The organism is Paraburkholderia humisilvae (assembly GCF_902859855.1).
Taxonomy (GTDB): domain Bacteria; phylum Pseudomonadota; class Gammaproteobacteria; order Burkholderiales; family Burkholderiaceae; genus Paraburkholderia; species Paraburkholderia humisilvae.
Window position 1 is genome coordinate 89,374 of record NZ_CADIKH010000009.1, and the last position, 21,228, is coordinate 110,601.

A 21,228-nucleotide genomic window follows, 5' to 3' on the forward strand; every position below is an offset into this window, starting at 1 on the left:
CTATCCAATGGAAGGGACGATCGCCTCCAGTATCGTCCCGGATTGATCCTCCGCGAGCGTCCAATACGGTCGCACGACACTCTCGTCGTCTCGCCAGCAGATCCTGCAAAACGGCCTGCTACGGTCTTGTAGCGGGGCGCTGGCCGCCTGCGTAGGGAATCCGGTATCGGATAGCCATAGCTCGTGTACACCCCCGAGGACGGCATCGATCGCGGCCTGTCGGTCGACGAACGCGAGATCGGCTTTGTCCGTACTAGCTCGCTCCGCTTCGTCCAGACTCCCATGTTCGCCCAGGAGCAATGCGATCTGTGCAGCCTCCTGCGGATGGTCCACATTGCACAAGATTTCGGTGGCGAGTTGGAGCGCGTTGATGACGCTGGTCGACGGCCAGGGTGAGCGTGCAGAGAGCAACTGGATGGCATCCCGCATATCCTCGCGGTTCACGCGAGCCACTGTTGAGGTAGGCGAGTGACTGACGTCTGGTGGCTCCTTCAGTGCATTTCGAAGGGATTCCACCAGTCGGACGCGCCGGGACGATATCTCCGGTTCTTCCGAAGCGGCCAGAACAAGCATGGCTGCGTTCCAGCCGGATTCGGCGTCACGCGCGCTGCCAATAGCAGCGCGCTCATCTTCAGGCAAGGAACCGAACCACTCGGTGAAATTCATGGCGACGCGTTTTTTCGAATCCAATTTTTTTGAAAGCCATGCGGCCAGCATCGATCCAGACGACCGACAGGCCACGCCCTACGTGTTTCGACAGGATCGCGCAAAACACAGCCGATGTGGCAACCGAAAGCGTTAAAAAGTGCAACGTCTAACGCTCCGTTATCAACGGTGCGGGCTCGCCGGGCGATTTTCCGAACCGCCCGGCTCGACTCACTTTTTAGCCTTACCGGTTGCTTCCGGATTTGCCGCGGATGTCGCGCCTGGGTTGTCTTCGGTAAGCGGGGGATCCTTCTTCTCCGCGTCGCTGAGTCGGTCCATCAGGTCCTTGATCTTCAGGCGCGTTTCTTCCTTGAGTTGATCGTAGGCCGGGTCAGCCTCGAGCTCGCGAACCGCCGTGACAAGACGGGGCGCGATCTTCTTCGTCACGCGCTTGACGAGAGCTCCGGGAAGGTCCCGGGGCCGCACATGCTCCTTGCCGTCAGTCGCGCGCTGCAGGAACGACAGGGCATTGGCCTTGTGCTTCCGGATCTGCTTGATCGCCTCCGTCCCCGAGATCTTGTCTTCAGCGACGATTTCGTGAATACCCCGCTCGGCGCCCGCCAGCAGAAGCAAGCCTTCGATGTAGTAGGGCGTGAGTTCGCCTTCGCTGTCCTGCATCTCCACCGCGATCTCTTCCGGGGACATGCCGTCAACGGTGTTCAGGCGGCGGGCGAGGATGGCCTTCTCGAGAACGGTCAGCGGCTCTTTGTCATTTCGCCGGACCACGCCGATGTTGAGGGACTTGCTGTCGTTCTTTTCCGTGATCGTGACCGGCACACGCTCGATGCGCGGCTTGCCCTCGGCGGCGAGGTACTGGTTAGCGAGAAACACGGCCTCGAGGCGCCGGTGGCCGTCGTGCAGGCAGATGATGTGATGTTCGTTCTCGTAGATGAGGAAAACCGTGAGCGTCTGGGTTTCGTCGAAACCGCTGCGGACCATGTCGCGAGCCAGCTTTTCGATGCCGAGGCGGTACTTCCGGGTCTTGATGCGCGGGTTGAAGCCGTCGATCACCCGGATCTTCTCGATGAGCGGGCGATACAGGTCGGCCGACTTCGTGCCCTCGAATGCCTTCTTCTTGACGCCAGTCTGGAATGTGAGATCGACGTCGATGGGGATGACGAGTTGCTCGCCTGCGACCGGGGAATTGCCCTTTCGCTTGATCATGTTCAGCTCCTGTAGGTTAGGCCAACTCGGAGCGCACACGCGCTGCGAGCCAGACAGATCCCATGCTAAACATCGCAAACTCAGTTTCTAGGGGGTACGCGCGCCGATCTTGCGCGGATATTCGCTGGGGCTGGTTTCGGATGTATTGCGTGATAGGCTTTCACTCGTGCACCTGAGTTCCCAGCAAGAAAAAAGATGATGCTGAGACTCAAGACAGGATGCCGGACTGCCGTAAATTACTGGGCATGAATCGAACTGGTCATCAAGCCGAGCGGGCTGGCGCGCCAAACCGCTTGAGCGCGGGGGGAATGGAACAAGATGGGAAGGTATCAAGCTGAACATGCCTGGGAAGAGATCAAGCGCTTTGATCTGGTGCTTGCCGCGGAGGCCATGCTCGAAGCCGACGTCGCGACATCTTCCCGTCCTGTCGAAAACGGCAAACGGGGCCTGGTGAACATCCGTTTTACCAAGGATCCGGAATTCCTCAAGGTCCCCGGAGAGCACTTCGCGCGGCTGGAGTCGCTGCGGATTCTGCTTAAGGATGTCGCGCCGGAAGGCCGATTCAATATCCAGGATTACGCCGCGTCAGAAGCTCAGTACAACGTCAACGTCATGTACAAGCTGCCGCTTCTCAGCGCAAAGTTTGTGAAGGAAAGTGAGCGGATATTCCTGAAGCGCATGGCGCTGTTCGACCTTGCTTTCGTGCTCGCTCAGGCGCTCGATAGCGGCTACTACCTGGGCCGACTACTGAAGAAGTTTCCGGACCCGCGTCATAATTGGGATCGCGCCATCCGTAATCGCATTCCGTTCATGGACAACGCCGCGCGCATCTACGTGCCGCCGCGTCGCAGAAACGAGCCGCTTCAAAACGGACGGTACTTCGATCGGTAAGGGCCAGCATGCTTCATCATCTTTTTCACGCAATTATCATAAGCGCGATTACGGCGGTGACCGCATACGTTGCGGGGGCCATCATGTTCGGCAAGCGGGCCAGGCGTTTCCCGATCGGATTCGTCCTATCGGTACTCTTTGTCGGCCCGTGGTGGGTAGCGGTATCTGGCGGAATGATGGCGCACCTGGTTGCCGTCATCATTGAGAGCCTGTGTCGGCGCGAGAAGCCTCCAGAAGGCCTGATCTTCGCGGCCGGCGCGGCATGCCTTGTGTTGACCTTCGGTTTCGATCTCACGATGAAACACGCGGCTGACGATTTAATTACAGCGATCGATCAGAGCGACGATGCGGCCTGGGCCAGGATATCGGGTAGCGGCAAGGCGGGGCAGATGGTGGCCGCTCACTACAAACCGTGCGTCGACGAGAAGACTGTCGTGACGCAGCGTTACGGGCGACTCGCGACGACGACGCTTGAGCCGAAAAACGAGCCGAATCGATGCGAGACGGACGTGATCGCACTCGCCAAAGTCGAAGGTGGTGACGGCTTCGCGCGGGACGTCGCCGCAGTAATCGACAATCTGCCGAACAGCCTTCAACTGTCACCGGACGCACAGGCGAAACTGGACAGTCTCACTAACGACACAGCGGGCAGCTAACCCGCCGTTTTTCTGAACAGATTTCCGCCGGGCGATGTCGGGCGACGCGTTCAAACGAACCACTACCGAACCCGTCACATACGTCATCTTCGCGTCATGCCGTTTCAAACGGCTGGTTTGACGACAAGCACACTTTATGAGTTCCGTCCCTGACCCCCGCGGCCGTGAGTAAACGAAAGGCATTGAACATGAACATGTTGAGACAGAACGCGCCGCGCGAGAATCGCAGGAAGGTGTTTCGCATTGCGCGCATCTTCGTCGTTGTCACGACCGCGAGCAGCCTCTCCTGCGGTCTGATTGGCACGCAAGCCGTGGACAACATGGGAGTACACCTGGCGCTTTTATTCCTCGGTGCCGGGGCCGTATTCGGGCTCGTCGGTTCGTTGTTTGGTGCGTTACTTGTTCTGTGGCCGTCACCGAAAACGGTCGATGCGACGTTCTCAATCATGCTGCCGGTCATGGTTTTCCTCGCTTTGGGCTTCGCGGCATTCTTGTGCGGTGACGCGCACATGTTGCTCGAGCGGAAATGGCTTACCGCACTCGGCGGGTCGTTGATACTCGGGGCGCTGATATACGTTAAAGCTCGTCTTGACTAGAACACACCACAACGCATATTGGAAACGCGGTGCACGCGAGCACCGTTAGTCAGCTAGACAGAAGAAGCATCCGTCCGCAAGCACGCGGTTGCCGGACCAGACAGCGGTCATCGTGCCGCTGACCTTCAGGAGCTGAAGACTGCCCCCGGACAATTCGGGCCGCCATTGGTAGAGAAGCTGAGCCGATGGAATGGCCGCTGGAACAGTTGAGCTGCCGACGTACAGGGCCGATGGCACTGCCCGCCCGTCCGTTTCAGGCGTCGAGATAGGGAATCTCGAAGCCTTCCCACTCGGCAGACTTGCGCATGACCCACACGCGCCGCGTGAAGTTCAGCAGGTCGTACTGCGCAGGATGCCCAGGGTAGACGTCGCTTTCATCGAGCGCGAGCATTCGTTCAACGCCGGTCATACTCGAGTCCGCACGCAGTGCTGCCGCCTTGCGCGCCTTTGCCGCTGCGATACGGTCTTCGCCGCGCTCGACAACGATCGGGTTGATGGGGGCACCCCAGCCCCCGAAAAGCACGTCCTGGCGCTTGGCCGGCACCGGACGGTCGACGGCGTAGCGAAGCCCTGTGCCATTGGGGGACAAGCCGGTGGTCAGCTCCCAGGCTGGCCATTCCCCATGCTTGAGCGTCCAGATTGGCGACTGATCGGCCAGCTCGAGGAACTTGCGACCGTTGAAACGTTCGGCATCGAGCAACATCGTCATGATCCCTTCTGCTACCGAATTCATGCCGACGAGCGCATAGAGACACTGGTTTACGGCCATGCCGGTGGTGCCGGAAGCGCCGCCAGTACCGTTCAGCATACTGCCTAGGGATGTCGGGCCGCCCAACCCGACGTTCCGGACCTCCGGTTCTTCGACGAGCTCGTAGTGCGGGTAGGAGTGGGAGGTAGGCGGCCGGAAGCACAGAGGCCGCTTGCCGCTCAGGATCCGCAGCAGCAGGGCAGATTTGCTCGGGGCAGACGGGTTGACGTGGCCACTGCCGGGCAGGCCGGACCGGACCAGATGATCGTGAAGGTCGAGCGCCTTTGCGATCGCGTCGCGCGAAAGCTTGATGCCGGGAATTGATGCTTCCAGATCCTCGCGGCGGGCGAGGAGGTTTTCGACGATAAGGTCGACGTCTTTCGGGCTATACGGCACGGTGAGAACCTGTTTCTAAGGGGCAAGCCAGATTGGGAATTGCAGCTCTCAACGATACCGATGTCATAGCGCCGAGCAAGCGCAATTCGGGGCCTAAAACAGCACGTTCCGGGAGATTTGAGGTGCTCAAGTGTGACCTTGACCAACTTTCTTCACGGCGGGACGGAGTGCGTAGGTAGCTGTGCGATCGGGCGAACATGCGTGCCGTGGCGCGAGGACGGCCGTACACCATCTCTGGAGCGCGGGGATTTGCTATCTTGTGGCCGGGTCAGGACGAACGGTATAGGTGGCGAGTGATTCATAATCTAGTATCCGGACCGGATGGCGACCGGGCAACGAGAGCTGGAATACGGTCGGTCGATTGGAGGATGCAGTGTCAGACGAAGCGATCATCGCGGCAACGGCGCAGCTCGTGTACGCAAGTGAACTAAGCGAAAGTGACTGGTCGGCCTTGAAGCAAGGTCACGTGTTGGGGCAATTCAGAGGGGCATGTTGCAACGCGCCTATGGTCCCCAAGACGAGCATGGGTGGGCTCCGGTTCTTCGCGCATGCGTCCGGCGAGTGTGGAAACGCACCGGAGTCGGTGTGGCATGAAGAAACAAAGGCCAGCGTCTTTGATGCGTTCGCGTCAGTGGTCTCATTGGCTTCAGTTGAATCACCGGGACGCGGAACCGTCGGTCGATGGATCGCGGACGTGCACGTTCGTGTCGGAAATAGGCAGATAGCAATCGAGATTCAACAATCGCAACAGACTTTGGCCGAGTATGTTCGCAGGCAACGCCGCTACCAGGACGGCGGCTGGGAGTGCTACTGGCTGCTGTATAGGCCGAGGTTTTTTACGCTATCCAAGGCAGTTGCAACGCGAGTCATCAAGGAGCGACACGGTGGGCGCTGGCCTGATCCAGCGCCCAGGGGTTTTGGATTGCCCGAACTCCCGTTCTCGATGATCGAAAATGAAGGTGGCCAGAGGATCCTGGGCCCGGACCTGAGCATCGATCTTCTTTCCTGGGTGCAGGCGATTAAAGACCAGAGGTTCCGTTACGACGAAGGGCGGTGGATCATCGCCGATGTCTAGCAAGAGGTCAGGAGTTCGATCGCGCTTGATTGCTTCGAGGTTAGCGAAAAAGCGTCGTGCTCACAAGCGACGCAATCCCGACCCCGTCGGCGCCATCGGACTAGGCGACGGCCAGTTCTTCGATTTCCACGATGGTTTGATTCTTGGCGGGAAGAAGCCGGACTTCATGATGGGTATTCTGGCTTCCCGGTGCGTCTGGAACACGACGGCACTCTATGTGCTTCTGGCTGCTCGCCAGCACGCTTAGCGACGAGGCGCCATAGATTCGCGAATCGAAACTGGGCTGAGCCTTGCGGAGTTCGGCACCGACGTGCGACAGGTTCACCCAGCCACCGTCCTTCGCCGCGGCACGCACGGCGCTTGCGAAGAGCCCCTGGATATCAGCCTTGATCAGCGGGGTCACCTTGGGCGGCTCCGCCGGTGTCCTCAGATCCTCGACCCACGTGAATGTGTCGCACGCGGCTACGAAGGCCTCGCAAGCCTTGCGCTCACCGAAGCCGTGCACAACCTTGCCGGATTCGCGCAGGCGGGTCGCCAGGCGCGTGAAATCACTGTCGCTAGACACAATGGCATAGGCATCGACGTTCTCGGTGTAGAGGATGTCCATCGCGTCAATGATCAGCGCTGAGTCGGTGGCGTTTTTCCCCGAGCAGAAGGCGAATTGCTGAACTGGCTGGATCGCGTTGCGGTGGAGCTGGGATTTCCAGCTACCGAGGTTTGAAGTGGTCCAGTCGCCGAATGCACGGCGTATGATCACCTTGCCGAACTTCGAGGCGATCTGGAGCACTTCGGAAATGACCGTTGCGGAAGCATTGTCGGCGTCGATCAGCAGGGCAAGGCGCGGTTGGTTGGTGTCGTTCATGTTGGTTCCGTTCGTCATTGAATCCACGATACCAGGGGCACCTCCCGTTTCAAGGTCGTGCAGGGCAGGAGTCGGCGAGCGGTATCATCCGCATGTCAACACATCCGGACAGGAAGAATGAAGAACGAAAGCGACGGTCGGCGGCAGCGGGAAGAGTCTCCGGGACCGTTTGGGTTGCATCACACCTCAAGACGGTTTGTCGGGTACTCGATCTTCGGGGCGATCGCTTGCGCCGCGCTCCTGTTCTGTCTATGGTTCAAGCACCGATTCTGGAATGAGGCTCTCGGCGTCGACGGGATCATCCTGTGGTTCGCAATCGTGCTGATCGTTCTAGGCCCAATCCGGATTGGACTTCGGCGGTTGATGGAAAGCGGGTTTGACCGCAAGCGATAGAGCCTGCTGCTGCGGATCGAGCAATTTCGGATAGGGCCTTGCCACCGCGAATGTCCGCTCAAGCAACCGCTTCTCCTGGGGCCGGCCGAGACTGAAGACGTAGCAGTGGTTCCCGGGATGCCTGAGGCGGACGAACGCCCCGCTGGACAACACTTCATCGAGCCATTCCGCCGGATCCTGTCCGAATCGTCGCTGCGGAGCGCCAAGGCGCACCAGATTCTTTTCTGCTCCTTGGGCACCCTGCTCCTGGCGGCGGATCTTGGAGATCGCTCGGGGGCTGAGCGCATGCCCGCTCGCGGAAAGGTGCAGGATGCGCGAGGCTGATCGACCAACATAACGGGCGTTGCCCGCCTGATATATCGTCCCGACGTGCCCGGGCATAACAATGCGCCCGTCAGCGGTATGCCGCGGCACCGGGTCGGAGTATGCGACTACGCCTTTGACCTGCGGCCGGGCCTTCCGAAGCGCGGCGAATGCTTTTTTAATGAAGAAGCTTTCCCCATTCCGGACAACGCTGTCAAGCAAGAGAAAGCGGCCCAGCTCCACGCCGGCGGACGGAGCCAAGCCAGTGTACTTCGGGATTGCGGCGTTGTTCATGGGCACACTGAACACACAGACTCCCACAAGCTCCGTCCCGTGAAACAGGCCCACACGCACGACCGCTGCCGGGTAACTGGCGGAGTAGTGATTTTCGACGACAAATCGCTTTGCGATTGAATCGCTGATCAGATCGACGGCGTAGTCCTGCTTTCGAAAGCCTTCGTCCCGGTCAACGCGCCAGTAGTCTCGACCGAGGCGCCAGCGTTGAGCGGGACATGTGTCCGTTCTGATCTGCATCGACATCTCCCCTGTGATCAAGCCGCGGTGCGAGCGAACAGCCGCTCGTGCCCATAGTTGGCGCGAACGCTTCCGGCGGAGTTGTCGATCAACTCGTGACCGAGGTCCAGAGGGTAGGTACTGGCGTCGCGCTTCATGTGTTGGTGGTTCCTTGTTCTCGGACTCGATGACCTTGAAAACACGATAACAAAAGCGTCTTCCATAACAAGGGGGGATGCGCTGGTCTTTCACCGCTGCTAACTTCACGTCAGGAAGCTTCGGACAGTCACCAACCTTCCTTTGAGCCTTTCCCCCCTCGAATAGCGATTGTTTGACGATTGATGGAGGTTGGAGGGGGCAGTAGGCTGGCATCTTCGGGAAAAGGGGATGCCACGAAGATAATGTTTACGACTGCGCGGAATGGCACAGTTTTGTCGCCAGGGCAACTGGGTTTGACGGCAACGCCGTCGGAACTCGTCACGACAAGAAAAACGGGGTGGCGTGGAAGCGCCTTCGTCGGAGTCATGCCTGTCAGGAAGTACTCGACGTATCGGCGAAGCATGGGTTTGAGTTTCCGCATGATCACGCGTCGCGCGGCATGGTGCGTGACGCTTGCCCACCACGACGTAACGTTGGCTCGCGAGCGGCACGGGACGTGCATGGCAAGCCTCGAGCTTCCGGACGGGAATTGGCCAAGTCACGACAGCTGTCGCCGCTCCGGGCGATCGGCCGTCGCGAATTTCCCCGTTTTCATCCATCCAGAATGCTCGACTCTCGAGCATGGCCATCCGCGAGGAGATTTCGTGAAAACGTCAGTCCTGACTGCCGCTGCTGCAATCCTGCTGTCGTTCGCTGCCGTATCTGCCAGCGCCGATCCGCTGGGCGTGATCGATGCGCCGACCCCGATCTTGCCGGCGGTGGCTGCGTCAACCAACGGATACGATGTCGTGGTGACGCGCCGAGACGCTCGCGGTGCCATCAGGCGCTTCGGAGAGAGCGTGACGCACGGCGAGCCGGTGAATTTCGTGGAATATCTTTTCGCCACGACCGGTCCGCGTGACGGGTTGGACGGCTATCGGACGATGGAAGTCAGCAATATCCAGCCGATGCCGTACGGACTCGCGACGTTCCGCTTGCGCCTGGAGGAGAAGGACTCCGGTAGCGAGCTGACGGTGAGTCGGCAAGTGTGGTTGAACGCCGGCGAAGACACCACGGTGGTGCACGGGCTGGACGGCCGAGACTATCTGGTGAAGCTGGACCGCGTCGACGGCTGAGTTCGCATGAGAGGTCGTGATGCCCAATGCTCCAAAAAACGCACTCAAAGGCTGGACAACCGATCAGGCCCGTCATCGGCAGCTCGCGAGGATCGAATCGACGATCCGCCTTTCCCGTCAGTTGGCCCGCCATCCTATCAGGCCAGGGCCGGCAGCTCAGGCGGGCATTTTTTCGGGTGGCATGTGCTACGTGCTCGTGAACGCCTTGGAGGCTAGTCTGGATCACACGCGGTGGCACATTGGAGGCCATCTGGGTGTGGTGATTAGCACAGCTACCGCGCTTCTGGCCGGAGTAGTCGTATATCGACGGTGGCCCTACAAAACGTATTCCAAGAAGGTGTCCGGAATGCTCGCAGCTTATGAGCCGCTCGACGTCGATGCCTTCCGTGCAATTCAGGCTGTGGCGGAAAGCGGATCCCTCGGTTCGGAGGAAATCCTGGAGTGGATCACGCGAGAACGCGAAGAGATCCGCCGACGATCCGCTCAGACCGAAGCGCTTAGCCGGGACCCAGCTACTCGGCTGCCTTTCCTCCGGAAGCGTCCGTAGCCCATGTAGGGGCTTTAACTTGAAGCCGTTTCTGACAAGCTCTGTTCGGCGACATAGGCACCTGGTTGCGGCGCGAAACTTCATAGCTCCAGTCCGGGCGGTAAATACCTGCGACGGGCCTAACGGGGGAAGCCCACTGGCGCCCGACGATGCGGACTGCGCAACCTTTCAATCTAGAGAAATCGCCGATGAATCGAGTGCTGCTGCTTGTTCCGATAATTACCGCGCTATCCGGCTGTGGTGTCGCCGCCGCACCGTGCCGAATCACATCGGCAGGCCTGGACATGATTCCGCTGGTCGGGCACGCCTTGGCGGCCCCGAGTAACGCTTGTGCGGCTGCGATCGATTGAGGTGGGACATGCTCCGACGTATCTTTCGAGCGCTCGACCTGAGCTTCTGTTTTACCCGGCGTGCACGGGATGCGCAACTCGCGAGCATCAGTACTGGCATTTCTGTGTCACTAATGTACGACGGCGGGCTGGAGGTACAGGCCTAGGATCTTATTCCCGCATTCAAGAGAGGGCGACCGATGGTCGATACCCACTATGTCGTCGGTCGAATCCTTGAGGGAACCGGCGGCGCGTTTAGCGTCTTCCACGCGATGTATGACCCAACGACCGACTCGTGGATGACCAGGGCGACCGGCGTGAGCCGCAAACGTGGGAGCGACGATCTGTGGCTCCTGATTGAGGAGTACGAGGATGCGTACCGTGCGGCGGCGGGGCGCATGCGAAACCGCACCAAATACCGGCCTAACAGGTGATGACATGGGTTTTCTTGTTGTGTGTGGCACGCTGATTGTGACGGCACTTTTGAGGGCTTCCCGAGGCATACAGCCGATCGGTAACACCGCCGTCGCGGTGCTTGTCGCTATGTGTCTTCTGTCCACGGTACAAGGGTTCGAGGTTATCGGATTCGTGCTTCTCAGCACGGCGCTGCTGTTCGACTACCTGATGACGCTGGTCGCGCGGAAGTGGGACTATGAGAAGACAGGAACGCCGTTCCGGGCATGCAGAGAGGTTGCCAGTGGAATGTGCTACCTCCTGCTAATGATGCCGATGGGCGCCGCTCTCATGTTCGGCTCGGTGTCCGTGTCCATGATGGGTATTGCTGCGGCGGTGGTGCTGGGATGCTTCGTCGACAGATACCGGAAACTGTGGAGGCTACCGCCGCGTCCATAAGACATTGCAAATATCCCCTTGAAATCACGTCTCCGTCTGCCAGCATGGTTTCGCCTGATCGAGGGGCGGTCGTTCAGACCGTCCCAGATCCATCCTGACAGGAATCATTCGTGGCAAAAGCAAAGACCGTCTACAGCTGTACGGAATGCGGGGCAACCGCTCCCAAGTGGCAGGGCCAGTGCCCCGCGTGTAGCGCCTGGAACTCACTGGTCGAAACTCTCGCTGAAGCCGGATCGCACCGCTTCCAATCCCTCGCGAAGAGTGCCCCGGTCCAGAAGCTGGCGGACATCGATGCCGCTGATGTGCCCAGATTTTCGACCGGGGTCGGGGAGTTTGACCGCGTGCTCGGTGGCGGCCTGGTGGCTGGCGGCGTAGTGCTGATCGGGGGCGATCCCGGTATCGGCAAATCGACCCTCCTGCTGCAGTCGATGGGCGCGATTGCCGGCGAGCGCAAGACGCTTTACGTGAGCGGTGAAGAGTCCGCGGCCCAGATTGCCCTACGAGCTCAGCGATTGTCGCTTCTCGATGATGACTCGAAGGCTTGCGACCTTCAATTACTCGCCGAGATCCAGCTGGAGCGCATCCAGGCGACTATCGAGGCTGAAAAGCCCGACGTGGCTGTGATCGACTCGATCCAGACAGTCTATTCTGAGGCGTTGACCTCTGCGCCGGGTTCGGTCGCCCAGGTGCGCGAGTGCGCCGCGCAACTTACACGGATCGCGAAGCAGTCCGGGACCGCCATCATCATGGTCGGCCACGTGACGAAAGAGGGCAATCTGGCGGGGCCGCGCGTGCTTGAGCATATCGTCGACACCGTGTTGTACTTCGAGGGCGACACACACTCTTCCTTCCGGCTCGTACGCGCGTTCAAAAACCGCTTCGGCGCGGTCAACGAGCTCGGCGTATTCGCTATGACAGAAAAGGGTCTGCGCGGCGTGGCAAACCCGTCGGCGCTGTTCCTGTCCCGGCATGATCAGACGGTGCCGGGATCGTGCGTGATGGTCACGCAGGAGGGAACCAGGCCGCTTCTGGTAGAAATCCAGGCGCTGGTGGATGGCACGCACTCCCCGAATCCGCGGCGCCTCGCAGTCGGTCTTGAGCAGAACAGGCTAGCGATGCTGTTGGCTGTGCTTCACCGGCACGCCGGCGTCGCGTGCTTCGATCAGGACGTTTTCCTGAACGCCGTGGGTGGGGTGAAGATCACCGAGCCAGCCGCAGACCTTGCCGTGCTGCTCTCGATTCACTCGTCCATGCGAAACAAGGCACTGCCGAAGGGACTCATCGCCTTCGGCGAAGTCGGGCTGGCCGGTGAGATCCGTCCGTCGCCGCGAGGTCAGGAGCGCCTGAAGGAAGCCGGGAAACTCGGTTTCTCGGTGGCACTGATACCGAAGGCGAACGCTCCGAAGCAACCCATCGACGGGCTGACGGTGGTCGCAGTCGACCGGATTGAAGAAGCCATCGATAAGGTCAGGGAACTCGAATAAGCGGACCGCTGGCTATGATGTAGCTGGCGGCAAGTACGAACCGAAATTCAAGTCCGACTGCTAAAAGCCGATAAACGTATCGATGTGGGGGGATGCGCATGAAGAGAATCGTAGCGAAGATCCGCGACACCCCGGGAAAAATAGACCATGGCAATCACATTTCAGGTGGGCGAGCTGACGAACTTCGATCCCGCCGATCCGGAGATTGCGGAGGAGCAAGGTGCGATCGCGTTAGCATTACGTGAATCCAGGCAATACGAGTCACGAATTTTCGCGGTTTGGACGGGGCAGGATCATGGCTCCGAACTCATCGCTATCGCGTACCAGGGTGAAATCTTTAAGAAATAGGGAGAGTCGATGGCGCACCGGCAGGTGGAAAAAAGCATCGCTGAGGCGATAGACTTTCCGTAACAAGTGGTGGATAACATGAAGGACCAAACTATCCATCATTCGGATTAACTGATTAACTGGTGGAAGGGGTAATGTAATGAATGGTGCGCATAGAAGTAAAAGCCCGCTGGCACGGCATGTAAAGCACTTTCAAGACCTCGCTTTCACTGTTGTTGCTGAGGTGTATCGCGGCTATGTGAACTTCACGCTCTACAACATTCAAGGCTGGGCTGAGGGAGACACAACGGGAATATTTGACGTCCCAAAATGGTGCCCGGCAGACACTGGAACATCCTGTGTCGAGCCGACACAACTTCAGGACGCTGAGATATACCTGCATGGGTCAGTGAAATGGGATGGGTGTAGCAACTGGCATTTCGACGAGCAAGACCGAGTGATGCTAACATCCCGCCATCACAGAATGGAACCCCTGATACGCTCGCAGCAGTTTCCACACGGAGTCGCTTATGTACGTGGAGGCTTCTTCAACACGTAATCCGGATATCTGCATAGCGGGGGAAGTCTTTAAAAATAGGGATAATCGATGACACACCGGCAGGTGGAAAAAAGCATCGCTGAGAAGGCAGGCCTGTTCACACCGAAGGTAGAGATCACAGGGCGCGTGAAGCGCGTTGTGACTGTAACGGCTAGTGAAGACCGGACATACTTTGCGCTCTTCGTTGATGATCGGGTCGAACCGTACCGGGTCTACGCGAACGGGATAGAAAAACAGGAGGCTGTTGCCATTATGGAAGCCGGGGCCACGGTCAAGCTGACGGTTAAGGCCGATCTGGCAGAGTTCGAGAGCCGGAAAAGCTATTTTCAGGTTGTGTCTGGCCCAGAAATCATCTCGAGTGCGAGCTTAAAGGGAAAAGATGAGCGATTTCTCTAGCATAGAGATATCCCCAGACTGTGAACTGTTCCCGGCACGTGTTCGCGCAGGCGGGTGGTTCCAGTCGAAAGATCTGCCGGAAGACGGCGAATATGTCGCGTGTGTCGATGGAGAGATCGATGGGACGGGACTCTTCGTTCGAGTTGACAACCGCGGACGGTTTTGGAATCCAAAGCTGAACGGCTGGATCCATCTTCTCGGCAGCCTCTCTCGTCAGGAGGTGGTTTGCCGATTTGCTGATGGTCGTGTCGTTGAAGTTCGGGACGGAAACGGAGTAACCATCGAAGACGGGTCGGAACTGCCGGGGGCGTATTGGTCGCCCAGCTGTTGGGTTCGACTTGAATCAGAAAATAGGTAGAAGAAGGAAAGTGTCGGATATGAGCGAACCTATCGATCCTCGGGCTGACATGCGTTTAGAGGAACTGGCTCTAGCTGCCTTCCAGCAAAGCGGCATCGCATCCCTAACGGAGCAGGAACTGGCGAGTTTCCTGCTCAAGCTCGCGTTGCACACGAACGCGAGGATGGTATCCCTTCGTGGGCACGAGTGGACTTGCGGCGTGCTCGACGTTATGAAGGCGAAAGTCCTCGCAGGCGTTCGCGCCGACGCGCCGCAAAACCGGCAGTAGTCGATTGATGATGATTTGCTTAATGAGGAAAGGCATGGAGAGCAAGGGAAGCGACGGCCATATGCCTGGCTGGACGTTGTTGGTGGGTTTGCTGGGCTGGGTTGTCGCGCCAATAATTTTGGAAGCGTGCCGAGATTTTGCCCTCTCGTGGAAAGTCGGGATTCCCGCTGCTATCGTCACGATCATTGTTGGGGCGGTTCTGGAGCGTTGGCTCGACCGCAAGTACCAGCGGACGTGTTTGAGCATTGACGAGTCGTTACATTGAGGCATGGTTCTGATCGTCCGCACGCTCTGGTCGTGTGAGGGACATGCCCTTTCGGCCGTTCCACCCGTATGTTGTGTTCGAAGCGCCTGACGCGATCGCGCTGCAGATCCACCAGATAATCGGCAATCGGCACGCCGGCGGCGTGCTGAACTACTGGTGGGAATTGACGGGCAAACTTCCGCGATAACGGGAGGCTGCAGTGGCTTATTCAAGCGCCCACGATTCCGCGCTGGCATTATCTGTCGATCGCAAGGCGAAAGATTGACGACGAACTGCTGACCTTCGCCTCGTTGCTCAACGATTGCCGGTGGAAGTGATCGAAATTGGAAACCAGGTTGCGAGCACCATGCTGAAGTCGCTTACCGTGCAGAGCCGACAACGTCGTATTTCTCTCGGACTGGCGGCAGTCATCGCCGTCAGTATCCCCATCGTGATGAGGCTCGAGCCGAAGTGCTCGCCTCAACTTCCGATCGCCGGCGCGATCGCGTTCGTCCTGTGCATCCGGGCGGCGCGGGGATACACACTTCGAACAAGGAAAAAGTAGCAGGTCTGCCTACGTCACCAGGTTGTAGTCCTCGTGAGAGAGGAATTCCAGAGGTTTAAGCGACGCCGCGTCGACGAGCAGACGGTACCGCAAACCGAGTGGGATGGAATAGTCACCGTGGCAGGACTAAGCGTCTGCCCACCGAGCGCGAGAGGATGGACTCCGTTGTTGAGCCGGCCGAGAACGTCCAGTGCGCGCTCGAGCACCGCCGGCAGATGCCTTGCCGCACTCAGATCGATGGGGGCCTTTGACGCTGCGGCGACGAGTTGCGCGCGGTGTGCGGCGACTTCTTCGGTGATGCGCCGGGCTCTTTCAGCAATCTCAGCGCGCCGTGCAAGGTCTTCGGCTGCCGCCTTGGCGGTGGCCTCGGCGCGACGGGCTCGGCGCACTGCCGCGGCTTTCGCCGCCATCAGTGCCGGCCGCGCCTCGTTGGCACATCGATGACAGAACTTCCCAAAGCCGGCGTGCCGCATTCGAATCTTTTTTTCATGGCTGAATGTGGGTGGGTGAGCTGCTGATCTGATCAAGATCTTGCTCGACGACTTCCTGGATGAACTGCCAAGCTCCGTTGCGTGGACGTCGGGTATCGGCATCGGGGTTCATGAGAGGCTCGATCGCGGCAACCAATGCTGCGCGCTTAAAGATATGCATGCCGCCGATGCGCCTGCTGTCGATGCCACCTGTCCAGGTTGACCACGTAATGGTAGACGGGCAGTTCGACGGCGCTTTTCACCGCGGCACGCTCTTCGGGTTGTTGGCCATCCACAAGCCGCTCGATCACAGTACGACTTCCCTCGTTGCCATGCGTCCATGAGAGGGTGACGAGGCGCAGATCAGTCCGCGTCGATGTCCAGTCGAGCACGACTGAGGCCATCTCGTGAGCGTAGCCTTTGCCCCATTGCGATTCCGTCAGCCAGAAATTGAGTTCGAACCAGGCACCACGCACCGGTTCAAGCAGACGCTCCAGCGAAACGAAGCCGACGAAGGGGGCCGCGCCTTTCGAATCGCGAAAGCGGCTATGCGCGAGCCAGCCGGCGTAGTGCCCTTGTTCGATTCGCGCCAGCGCGTCAACAACGCTCGCCTCGGTATCGGCCAAGGATTTCGGCGTGTCCCAGCCAATCCACAGTCGCGTCACGTTGTCGGTGACATGCGGATGCAGTAGGTTAGCGTCCTCGCGACGCAGCGGCCGAAGCGCAAGCCGGTTGGTTTCCATCGCGTTGCCGGCGCGAGCCGAGGACTGGACACCGAAGGCGACTACCTCGTCACGCTCGCGTTCGCGTGACTTTGACGAAGACGAGAGCATATAGCTTTCCTTCAAATTACACGACTCTGGTTCGCGGCTCGTTTGCGGGCCGCTGGCTCACAAAGGCAGGTTCTCAGTAGATGCAGCGGGACTGGATACGCCTGCCTGACCGGGCAATTTCTCGGGAGTAGCCATCAGTCGTTACATTCTTCGCTTTCCACACAGGCGAGCCACGGCATCTCATGCGCCTTTCCGACGGCAGCGTCCTTCTTCGGGGCGGTGTCTCGAGCGATCCACCGCCGTACGTTCTCGTGCCAGGTTTCGATCGAGTACCACTTGGCCTTATATGCGCTCTGCTCGACGACCCTGACGGGATGCGCGCGGACCTCACTCTGAGGCAGAAACAGTGTGAGTTTCGAGGTTGCCGGCACTATCAGGTCTTCCTCGTGGAACAGGTACGCGAAGGCCGGTATTGCCGGCTCGTCTGGCACCGGTTCTGCTTTTGGCGAACCATGCGCTCGCGACGTTGCACGATCCAGCTCCGGGGACGGAGTAGCCGTGAAAGTTCGAGGATAGCTTCCCGCTGGGAATCCGATGCGGACCAATATACGGGCCACTGCGGCGAGCGGGGCGAGCGTCACCTGGGTTGGCCCAGGCAGTTGAATGTTTCCGGAAAGTAGTTGGTTTAGCATGCGTTCTCCAATGAGGCCGTTGAACATAAGCACTCGGGTTCTGCCCGACATTACGGCAGCGGATGCTGCTTCTTTAGGGCAACGCGCGTAGTCCCATTTTCAGAATAACGCGGTTGTTCCTCAGAAGATGGGTGCTCATTCTCCGACAAGAGTCGGTTACTTCCTGGTGAGAAGTCTTTTATATTACACCCTGATTGACCCGGCAGCTGGGCCTAACCAGCCTGTACGACCTTTGACCCGCTCTTTCGGGTCTTCGGCGCATCACCCACATTGGCACGCTCCTCTGGAGAAGTCGGATCGCTGTCAGGCGTCTCATGCCGGGCGACGCCCGGTGGCGATGCCATCCTTGCCGGCCGTTATGGCCCGTGAAACCGTGCGCATGCCTTCAACTTACTAAATTATGGATTTTTCTGGCCATGCTGATGCCCGCCCGCGCAGGCATCTTCGTGAGAAGAATCCACTTCGGATTGTTTAGTCAAAAAATCCGTAACTCCGAAACGTTAGTCAAAAAAATCCATAACTTTAGGAATTTGGGTCCCTCTTTCGGGGCGTCCATATACCTGGAGCGTTGCTAGTCGAATCCGGGCGGGACGAGCACTGTGCTCGGGAAGAGGCGGCGCCGGAGCATTCGCTTGCGACCGACGTTCAGACGTTGGCGCTCGCCGGCGACATGCTCTCGCGTTGCTGCTCGGAGAGGACTGGTGCGGTGCAGTTGAAACTGACTTTTCAGTCACTTGTTTTGCAACCCTGCGGGGCGGTCTCCTGCGTGGAGCCTGCTTCGCAAATTCCATAAGGAGCAGGTACATGTCAAACAATTCCTATGATGCAACGGGCGTGCTGGTATTCGACGGCAGTCCGATCGTGACGTCGGTGATACGGGCATTGTTCGATGCTTTCTCATTGAACGAGCAGTATCCCGGTGGTGACCAGTGCTACATCGCCAGAGATACGGATTCGACGGACACAACGTGGTCAGCGGTTCGCGAGTCCATTCAGGAGTGGGCAGCAATGCTCGGCGTCGGTCTAACTGACGAGCGCGAGGACCAGGAGCCGGGGCAGATCCTCTGCGCGCTCGGAAAGAAACTCGGCATCAGCAGTCCGGAGTTCGATGGCCTGGTGCGTGAGGTGGTAGAGCCGGATGAGTGTCAGGAAGCCGACCTCAACGTGCTCTTTCGTCTCGCGAGCATCCTGAACGACGGACACAACCTCCTTGCGATTCAGTACGAAGGCAGCTGGAGCTCGAGCAAATCGCGTCTGGGTGAGTTTGGCGGCGAGGGCGAGTATCTCAGCCGACACCTGCGCCTCTACAGCAGCTCGACCCGGGCGGTTCAACTAGGCGAGGACATCGACAGACATCTGCGCGGCGACGACGTAGCGAGCGCAGCGCAGGCGATGCTTAAGAGCGTCCGCAGGTTCCTCGACAGTGTCCTCCATGATGACCAGCGGGCGGAGATCACCAGTTCAATCGCTGCTGCACTGGCGAGCGGCCAGGACCTTCAATCTGCGTAAGTAATACAGGTCGGAGAAGCTGGCCGGCTTTGGTAGCCTCGCTCGCTTGACGGCAAGCCATCCCCCCGGGCAGCGATAAAGCTGTGTGGGGGGTGTCCGTTAACTGGGACGAGTTCTTCGTTGCCGCCCATTGAAAACAGGGGCGCGGTCAGGATAATGACTCAATCTCGGTTTCGAATGGCAGGGGAGGATATGTGATTGAAATAAGACGCCGGCGCAAAAGGATCTTCGACGTGGTATTCGGTCTCGAGGAACTGGAAGAGCTGCTGCGCAAGCACGGTTGCGCCGAGGTCGTCGATATCGATTCGGGCACGAAGCTGGAGGTCCACGACGTCCGCGGCAGGATGACAGTATTCTCGCCCAGCGCGATATCAAGCCTCTCGGCTACCGCGGACACGATCATCGCTATGGCCAGCAGCGGAAAATTCTTGAAGCGCGCCGCAGGACCCGTACCGCTTCGATCCAGCATCGAAATTGAGCGGGTCGACCAGGTCGTGGTCGTGATCGATCGGGACGATGGAGGGTGCAGCGTCACGAACGACATTCTGGCGGTTGTGGATCATTTGTTGCGCCAAGGGCACGTCCGGGCGGACGATGCATTCGTGTATCGGGATAGCACGAAGGTCTACGACGGTGTGCAGGTGATTAACGGTCACTTCGGTCGTTTCGTCGCTCTACAGGAACTTGATGTGACGCGGGCCATAAGCCGTCTCCGCGAAAAGATCGGCCCGCTTGGGAGGAATCAACGACGCGCATGAGTGGAAAGCGGTGCCTCCGATATATCGCCAAGGTGGTGTATAGTCGAGTCGCTTTTCATCGGTAGCTGGACCGTAACCAGCCTTTGGCCCTTCTGCGGCCCGTAATGTCTGGCATCACAAGCTGGTGCCAAATCTCGAACCACCCTAGCGGGGCATACGGCCCCCCGAAGGGCTGTCTGCTTCGCGCTTTTCGGAGCAGACCATGAATCAACCTCGACCGCGGCCGCGCCGCAAGGTCTCGCAAGACCAGATTGTCCTGCCGTTACTCGATTGCATTGAAAACGAAGGTGGCAAGGCGCATACCCATGCCCTCTACGATGCGATCGCGTTGAAGTGCGACGTGCCTGAAGCCGAGCAGCAAGAAACGACGCTACTCGCCGGAAGAAACGTCAACGTGTACCGGCGGTCTGTCAGGTGGGCGCAGCAGCGCGCCCGTTTGATGGGACTGATCAATTCGTCTGGTCGTGGAGAGTGGGAGCTGACTGGCAAGGGGCGAGACGCGTTGCGTCAGGCCGCACCTGGCATCGTCATCACTGTCTTCACGACGGAAAAAGGCGTGGCGCTATTCGGCGAAGCGAGCGAGGCCGTCGCGCATATCGACGACGGTTCCTTGAGACTTATTCTGACATCGCCCCCGTATCCACTTCTTCGTGAGAAGCAGTACGGGAATAAGCCAGTCGAAGAGTATCTCGACTGGTTGATCCGGATTGCTGAGCTGTGGCCGAAGAAGCTGGCGGGTGACGGTTCCGTCGTGCTCAACCTGGGAGACGTATTCAGGAGCGGCGAGCCGATGTTGTCGACGTATCAGGAACGGCTGATCATCCGGCTCGAAGACGATCTCGGATGGAAGTTATGTTCGCGATACGCCTGGCACAATCCATCGAAGATGCCGGCGCCTGCAGAGTGGGTTACGGTGAGACGCGTCCGAGTTAGACCTGCTCTGGAGCAGATCTACTGGCTTGCGCCAAACGGCGAGCCATATGCCGACAACACACAGGTTCTCGTTCCGTACAGTGAGTCCATGCGATCGCGTATCGCAGCTGGCGGTGAGAAGGGTGCGCTGCGACCCAGTGGGCACGAACTGTCGGCCGGCGCATTCAGTGTGGACAATGGCGGAGCAGTGCCGACCAACCTTCTGGTCGCGCCAAATTCCGAGTCCAACAGCCATTACATCAAGGCATGCCGCGGACAGGATCTGCCGGTTCATCCAGCCCGGTTTCCGACTGCTGTCCCTGAACACTTTATCAAGCTGTGCACTATGGTGGGAGACACGATCTACGATCCGTTCTCGGGTTCATTCAAGACCGGGGCCGTGGCGGAGCCGCTTGGCCGGAACTGGATCGGAAGCGAGTTGATGCTCGACTACGTGGTGGGTGGGGCAAATCGATTTCCGGACGCAGTACTAACGCGGCAAGGAATCGGCGATTACCGGCGAGCCGCAGACCTTTTCGCCTGCTAGTCAGGCATATCGGCACCACCTACGGTGTCTCAAATTTCAACCCTAGCGGGAAGCGTTTCCGC

25 protein-coding genes are annotated in these 21,228 nt (G+C 59.0%); 17 read left to right on the forward strand and 8 right to left on the reverse strand.

Translation table 11 applies throughout. From position 1 onward, the window contains the following. Positions 1–717: a hypothetical protein gene (locus HV796_RS11355; protein ID WP_175226577.1), complete on the reverse strand. Its 717-nt coding sequence runs from the start codon at positions 715–717 to the stop codon at positions 1–3. Between the two features lie 159 nt (positions 718–876). After that, positions 877–1,869 (reverse strand): hypothetical protein, encoded by a 993-nt coding sequence (locus HV796_RS11360; protein WP_175226578.1) that lies wholly within the window; start codon positions 1,867–1,869, stop codon positions 877–879. Positions 1,870–2,187: 318 nt separating this feature from the next. Between HV796_RS11360 and HV796_RS11365 the strand changes: the two genes are divergently transcribed. The 3 genes from HV796_RS11365 to HV796_RS11375 all read left to right on the forward strand — a co-directional run bounded on the left by HV796_RS11365 (position 2,188) and on the right by HV796_RS11375 (position 4,012). Beyond that, complete coding sequence (locus HV796_RS11365; RefSeq protein ID WP_175226579.1) at positions 2,188–2,760, forward strand: hypothetical protein; 573 nt, start codon at positions 2,188–2,190, stop codon at positions 2,758–2,760. A 56-nt stretch (positions 2,761–2,816) separates the two neighbouring features. Further along, positions 2,817–3,416, forward strand: a complete 600-nt coding sequence (locus HV796_RS11370) for a nucleotide exchange factor GrpE (RefSeq protein WP_175226580.1) — start codon at positions 2,817–2,819, stop codon at positions 3,414–3,416. A 182-nt stretch (positions 3,417–3,598) separates the two neighbouring features. Further along, positions 3,599–4,012, forward strand: a complete 414-nt coding sequence (locus HV796_RS11375; RefSeq protein WP_175226581.1) for a hypothetical protein — start codon at positions 3,599–3,601, stop codon at positions 4,010–4,012. Positions 4,013–4,265: 253 nt separating this feature from the next. Here HV796_RS11375 and HV796_RS11380 read toward each other — a convergent pair whose 3' ends face one another. Further along, positions 4,266–5,156 carry a hypothetical protein gene (locus HV796_RS11380; RefSeq protein WP_175226582.1) on the reverse strand — a complete coding sequence of 297 codons (891 nt, stop codon included), beginning with the start codon at positions 5,154–5,156 and terminating at the stop codon, positions 4,266–4,268. A 373-nt stretch (positions 5,157–5,529) separates the two neighbouring features. Between HV796_RS11380 and HV796_RS11385 the strand changes: the two genes are divergently transcribed. After that, positions 5,530–6,231: a competence protein CoiA gene (locus HV796_RS11385; RefSeq protein WP_175226583.1), complete on the forward strand. Its 702-nt coding sequence runs from the start codon at positions 5,530–5,532 to the stop codon at positions 6,229–6,231. Positions 6,232–6,331: 100 nt separating this feature from the next. Here the strand turns inward: HV796_RS11385 and HV796_RS11390 are convergent, their stop codons facing one another. Both HV796_RS11390 and HV796_RS11395 read right to left on the reverse strand, forming a co-directional pair. After that, on the reverse strand, positions 6,332–7,093 hold the full coding sequence (locus HV796_RS11390) for an NYN domain-containing protein (RefSeq protein ID WP_175226584.1): 762 nt from the start codon (positions 7,091–7,093) through the stop codon (positions 6,332–6,334). Positions 7,094–7,423: 330 nt separating this feature from the next. Next, entirely contained in the window at positions 7,424–8,323 is a 900-nt protein-coding gene (locus HV796_RS11395) for a Mom family adenine methylcarbamoylation protein (RefSeq protein ID WP_175226585.1), read from the reverse strand. 782 nt (positions 8,324–9,105) lie between these two features. On the opposite strand from HV796_RS11395, the gene HV796_RS11400 reads away from it, so the two are divergent. The 10 genes from HV796_RS11400 (at position 9,106) to HV796_RS11445 (ending at position 15,505) form a co-directional block, all read left to right on the forward strand. After that, positions 9,106–9,576 carry a hypothetical protein gene (locus HV796_RS11400; protein ID WP_175226586.1) on the forward strand — a complete coding sequence of 157 codons (471 nt, stop codon included), beginning with the start codon at positions 9,106–9,108 and terminating at the stop codon, positions 9,574–9,576. A gap of 735 nt (positions 9,577–10,311) precedes the next feature. After that, complete coding sequence (locus tag HV796_RS45660) at positions 10,312–10,473, forward strand: DUF6726 family protein (RefSeq protein ID WP_343052882.1); 162 nt, start codon at positions 10,312–10,314, stop codon at positions 10,471–10,473. Positions 10,474–10,652: 179 nt separating this feature from the next. Then, entirely contained in the window at positions 10,653–10,886 is a 234-nt protein-coding gene (locus HV796_RS11405; protein ID WP_175226587.1) for a hypothetical protein, read from the forward strand. 4 nt (positions 10,887–10,890) lie between these two features. Continuing rightward, positions 10,891–11,304: a hypothetical protein gene (locus HV796_RS11410; protein ID WP_175226588.1), complete on the forward strand. Its 414-nt coding sequence runs from the start codon at positions 10,891–10,893 to the stop codon at positions 11,302–11,304. 110 nt (positions 11,305–11,414) lie between these two features. Further along, positions 11,415–12,788 (forward strand): DNA repair protein RadA, encoded by a 1,374-nt coding sequence (gene radA / locus HV796_RS11415; protein ID WP_175226589.1) that lies wholly within the window; start codon positions 11,415–11,417, stop codon positions 12,786–12,788. 147 nt (positions 12,789–12,935) lie between these two features. Further along, positions 12,936–13,136: a hypothetical protein gene (locus tag HV796_RS11420; RefSeq protein ID WP_175226590.1), complete on the forward strand. Its 201-nt coding sequence runs from the start codon at positions 12,936–12,938 to the stop codon at positions 13,134–13,136. A gap of 586 nt (positions 13,137–13,722) precedes the next feature. Beyond that, positions 13,723–14,070, forward strand: coding sequence for a hypothetical protein (locus tag HV796_RS11425; RefSeq protein ID WP_175226591.1), 348 nt, complete (start codon positions 13,723–13,725; stop codon positions 14,068–14,070). Positions 14,071–14,447: 377 nt separating this feature from the next. Then, entirely contained in the window at positions 14,448–14,696 is a 249-nt protein-coding gene (locus tag HV796_RS11430) for a hypothetical protein (RefSeq protein ID WP_175226592.1), read from the forward strand. A gap of 34 nt (positions 14,697–14,730) precedes the next feature. Then, positions 14,731–14,961 (forward strand): hypothetical protein, encoded by a 231-nt coding sequence (locus HV796_RS11435; protein WP_175226593.1) that lies wholly within the window; start codon positions 14,731–14,733, stop codon positions 14,959–14,961. 307 nt (positions 14,962–15,268) lie between these two features. Continuing rightward, a complete protein-coding gene (locus HV796_RS11445) occupies positions 15,269–15,505 on the forward strand; it encodes a hypothetical protein (RefSeq protein ID WP_175226595.1) in 237 nt (78 codons plus the stop codon). A 9-nt stretch (positions 15,506–15,514) separates the two neighbouring features. Here the strand turns inward: HV796_RS11445 and HV796_RS45805 are convergent, their stop codons facing one another. From HV796_RS45805 to HV796_RS11460, 3 genes are all read right to left on the reverse strand, one after another. Next, complete coding sequence (locus tag HV796_RS45805) at positions 15,515–15,598, reverse strand: ParE family toxin-like protein (RefSeq protein WP_425497092.1); 84 nt, start codon at positions 15,596–15,598, stop codon at positions 15,515–15,517. 544 nt (positions 15,599–16,142) lie between these two features. Next, the gene (locus HV796_RS11455; protein WP_175226597.1) at positions 16,143–16,808 is read right to left on the reverse strand and encodes a GNAT family N-acetyltransferase; all 666 of its coding nucleotides are present in this window, start codon (positions 16,806–16,808) and stop codon (positions 16,143–16,145) included. 134 nt (positions 16,809–16,942) lie between these two features. Further along, positions 16,943–17,440 (reverse strand): hypothetical protein, encoded by a 498-nt coding sequence (locus tag HV796_RS11460; protein WP_175226598.1) that lies wholly within the window; start codon positions 17,438–17,440, stop codon positions 16,943–16,945. Positions 17,441–18,244: 804 nt separating this feature from the next. On the opposite strand from HV796_RS11460, the gene HV796_RS11465 reads away from it, so the two are divergent. The 3 genes from HV796_RS11465 to HV796_RS11475 all read left to right on the forward strand — a co-directional run bounded on the left by HV796_RS11465 (position 18,245) and on the right by HV796_RS11475 (position 21,166). Next, the gene (locus HV796_RS11465) at positions 18,245–18,949 is read left to right on the forward strand and encodes a hypothetical protein (RefSeq protein WP_175226599.1); all 705 of its coding nucleotides are present in this window, start codon (positions 18,245–18,247) and stop codon (positions 18,947–18,949) included. Positions 18,950–19,182: 233 nt separating this feature from the next. Continuing rightward, positions 19,183–19,707, forward strand: a complete 525-nt coding sequence (locus tag HV796_RS11470; RefSeq protein ID WP_175226600.1) for a hypothetical protein — start codon at positions 19,183–19,185, stop codon at positions 19,705–19,707. 202 nt (positions 19,708–19,909) lie between these two features. Then, positions 19,910–21,166, forward strand: a complete 1,257-nt coding sequence (locus HV796_RS11475; protein ID WP_175226601.1) for a site-specific DNA-methyltransferase — start codon at positions 19,910–19,912, stop codon at positions 21,164–21,166. Positions 21,167–21,228 lie beyond the last annotated feature (62 nt).

Coding starts and splice junctions, on each gene's coding strand:
- HV796_RS11355 (WP_175226577.1), bottom strand. CDS start 717: ATGCTGGCCGCATGGCTTTCAAAAAAATTGGATTCGAAAAAACGCGTC.
- HV796_RS11360 (WP_175226578.1), bottom strand. CDS start 1,869: ATGATCAAGCGAAAGGGCAATTCCCCGGTCGCAGGCGAGCAACTCGTC.
- HV796_RS11365 (WP_175226579.1), top strand. CDS start 2,188: ATGGGAAGGTATCAAGCTGAACATGCCTGGGAAGAGATCAAGCGCTTT.
- HV796_RS11390 (WP_175226584.1), bottom strand. CDS start 7,093: ATGAACGACACCAACCAACCGCGCCTTGCCCTGCTGATCGACGCCGAC.
- HV796_RS11395 (WP_175226585.1), bottom strand. CDS start 8,323: ATGCAGATCAGAACGGACACATGTCCCGCTCAACGCTGGCGCCTCGGT.
- HV796_RS45660 (WP_343052882.1), top strand. CDS start 10,312: ATGAATCGAGTGCTGCTGCTTGTTCCGATAATTACCGCGCTATCCGGC.
- HV796_RS11405 (WP_175226587.1), top strand. CDS start 10,653: ATGGTCGATACCCACTATGTCGTCGGTCGAATCCTTGAGGGAACCGGC.
- HV796_RS11410 (WP_175226588.1), top strand. CDS start 10,891: ATGGGTTTTCTTGTTGTGTGTGGCACGCTGATTGTGACGGCACTTTTG.
- HV796_RS11420 (WP_175226590.1), top strand. CDS start 12,936: ATGGCAATCACATTTCAGGTGGGCGAGCTGACGAACTTCGATCCCGCC.
- HV796_RS11425 (WP_175226591.1), top strand. CDS start 13,723: ATGACACACCGGCAGGTGGAAAAAAGCATCGCTGAGAAGGCAGGCCTG.
- HV796_RS11430 (WP_175226592.1), top strand. CDS start 14,448: ATGAGCGAACCTATCGATCCTCGGGCTGACATGCGTTTAGAGGAACTG.
- HV796_RS11435 (WP_175226593.1), top strand. CDS start 14,731: ATGGAGAGCAAGGGAAGCGACGGCCATATGCCTGGCTGGACGTTGTTG.
- HV796_RS11455 (WP_175226597.1), bottom strand. CDS start 16,808: ATGCTCTCGTCTTCGTCAAAGTCACGCGAACGCGAGCGTGACGAGGTA.
- HV796_RS11460 (WP_175226598.1), bottom strand. CDS start 17,440: ATGCTAAACCAACTACTTTCCGGAAACATTCAACTGCCTGGGCCAACC.
- HV796_RS11465 (WP_175226599.1), top strand. CDS start 18,245: ATGTCAAACAATTCCTATGATGCAACGGGCGTGCTGGTATTCGACGGC.
- HV796_RS11475 (WP_175226601.1), top strand. CDS start 19,910: ATGAATCAACCTCGACCGCGGCCGCGCCGCAAGGTCTCGCAAGACCAG.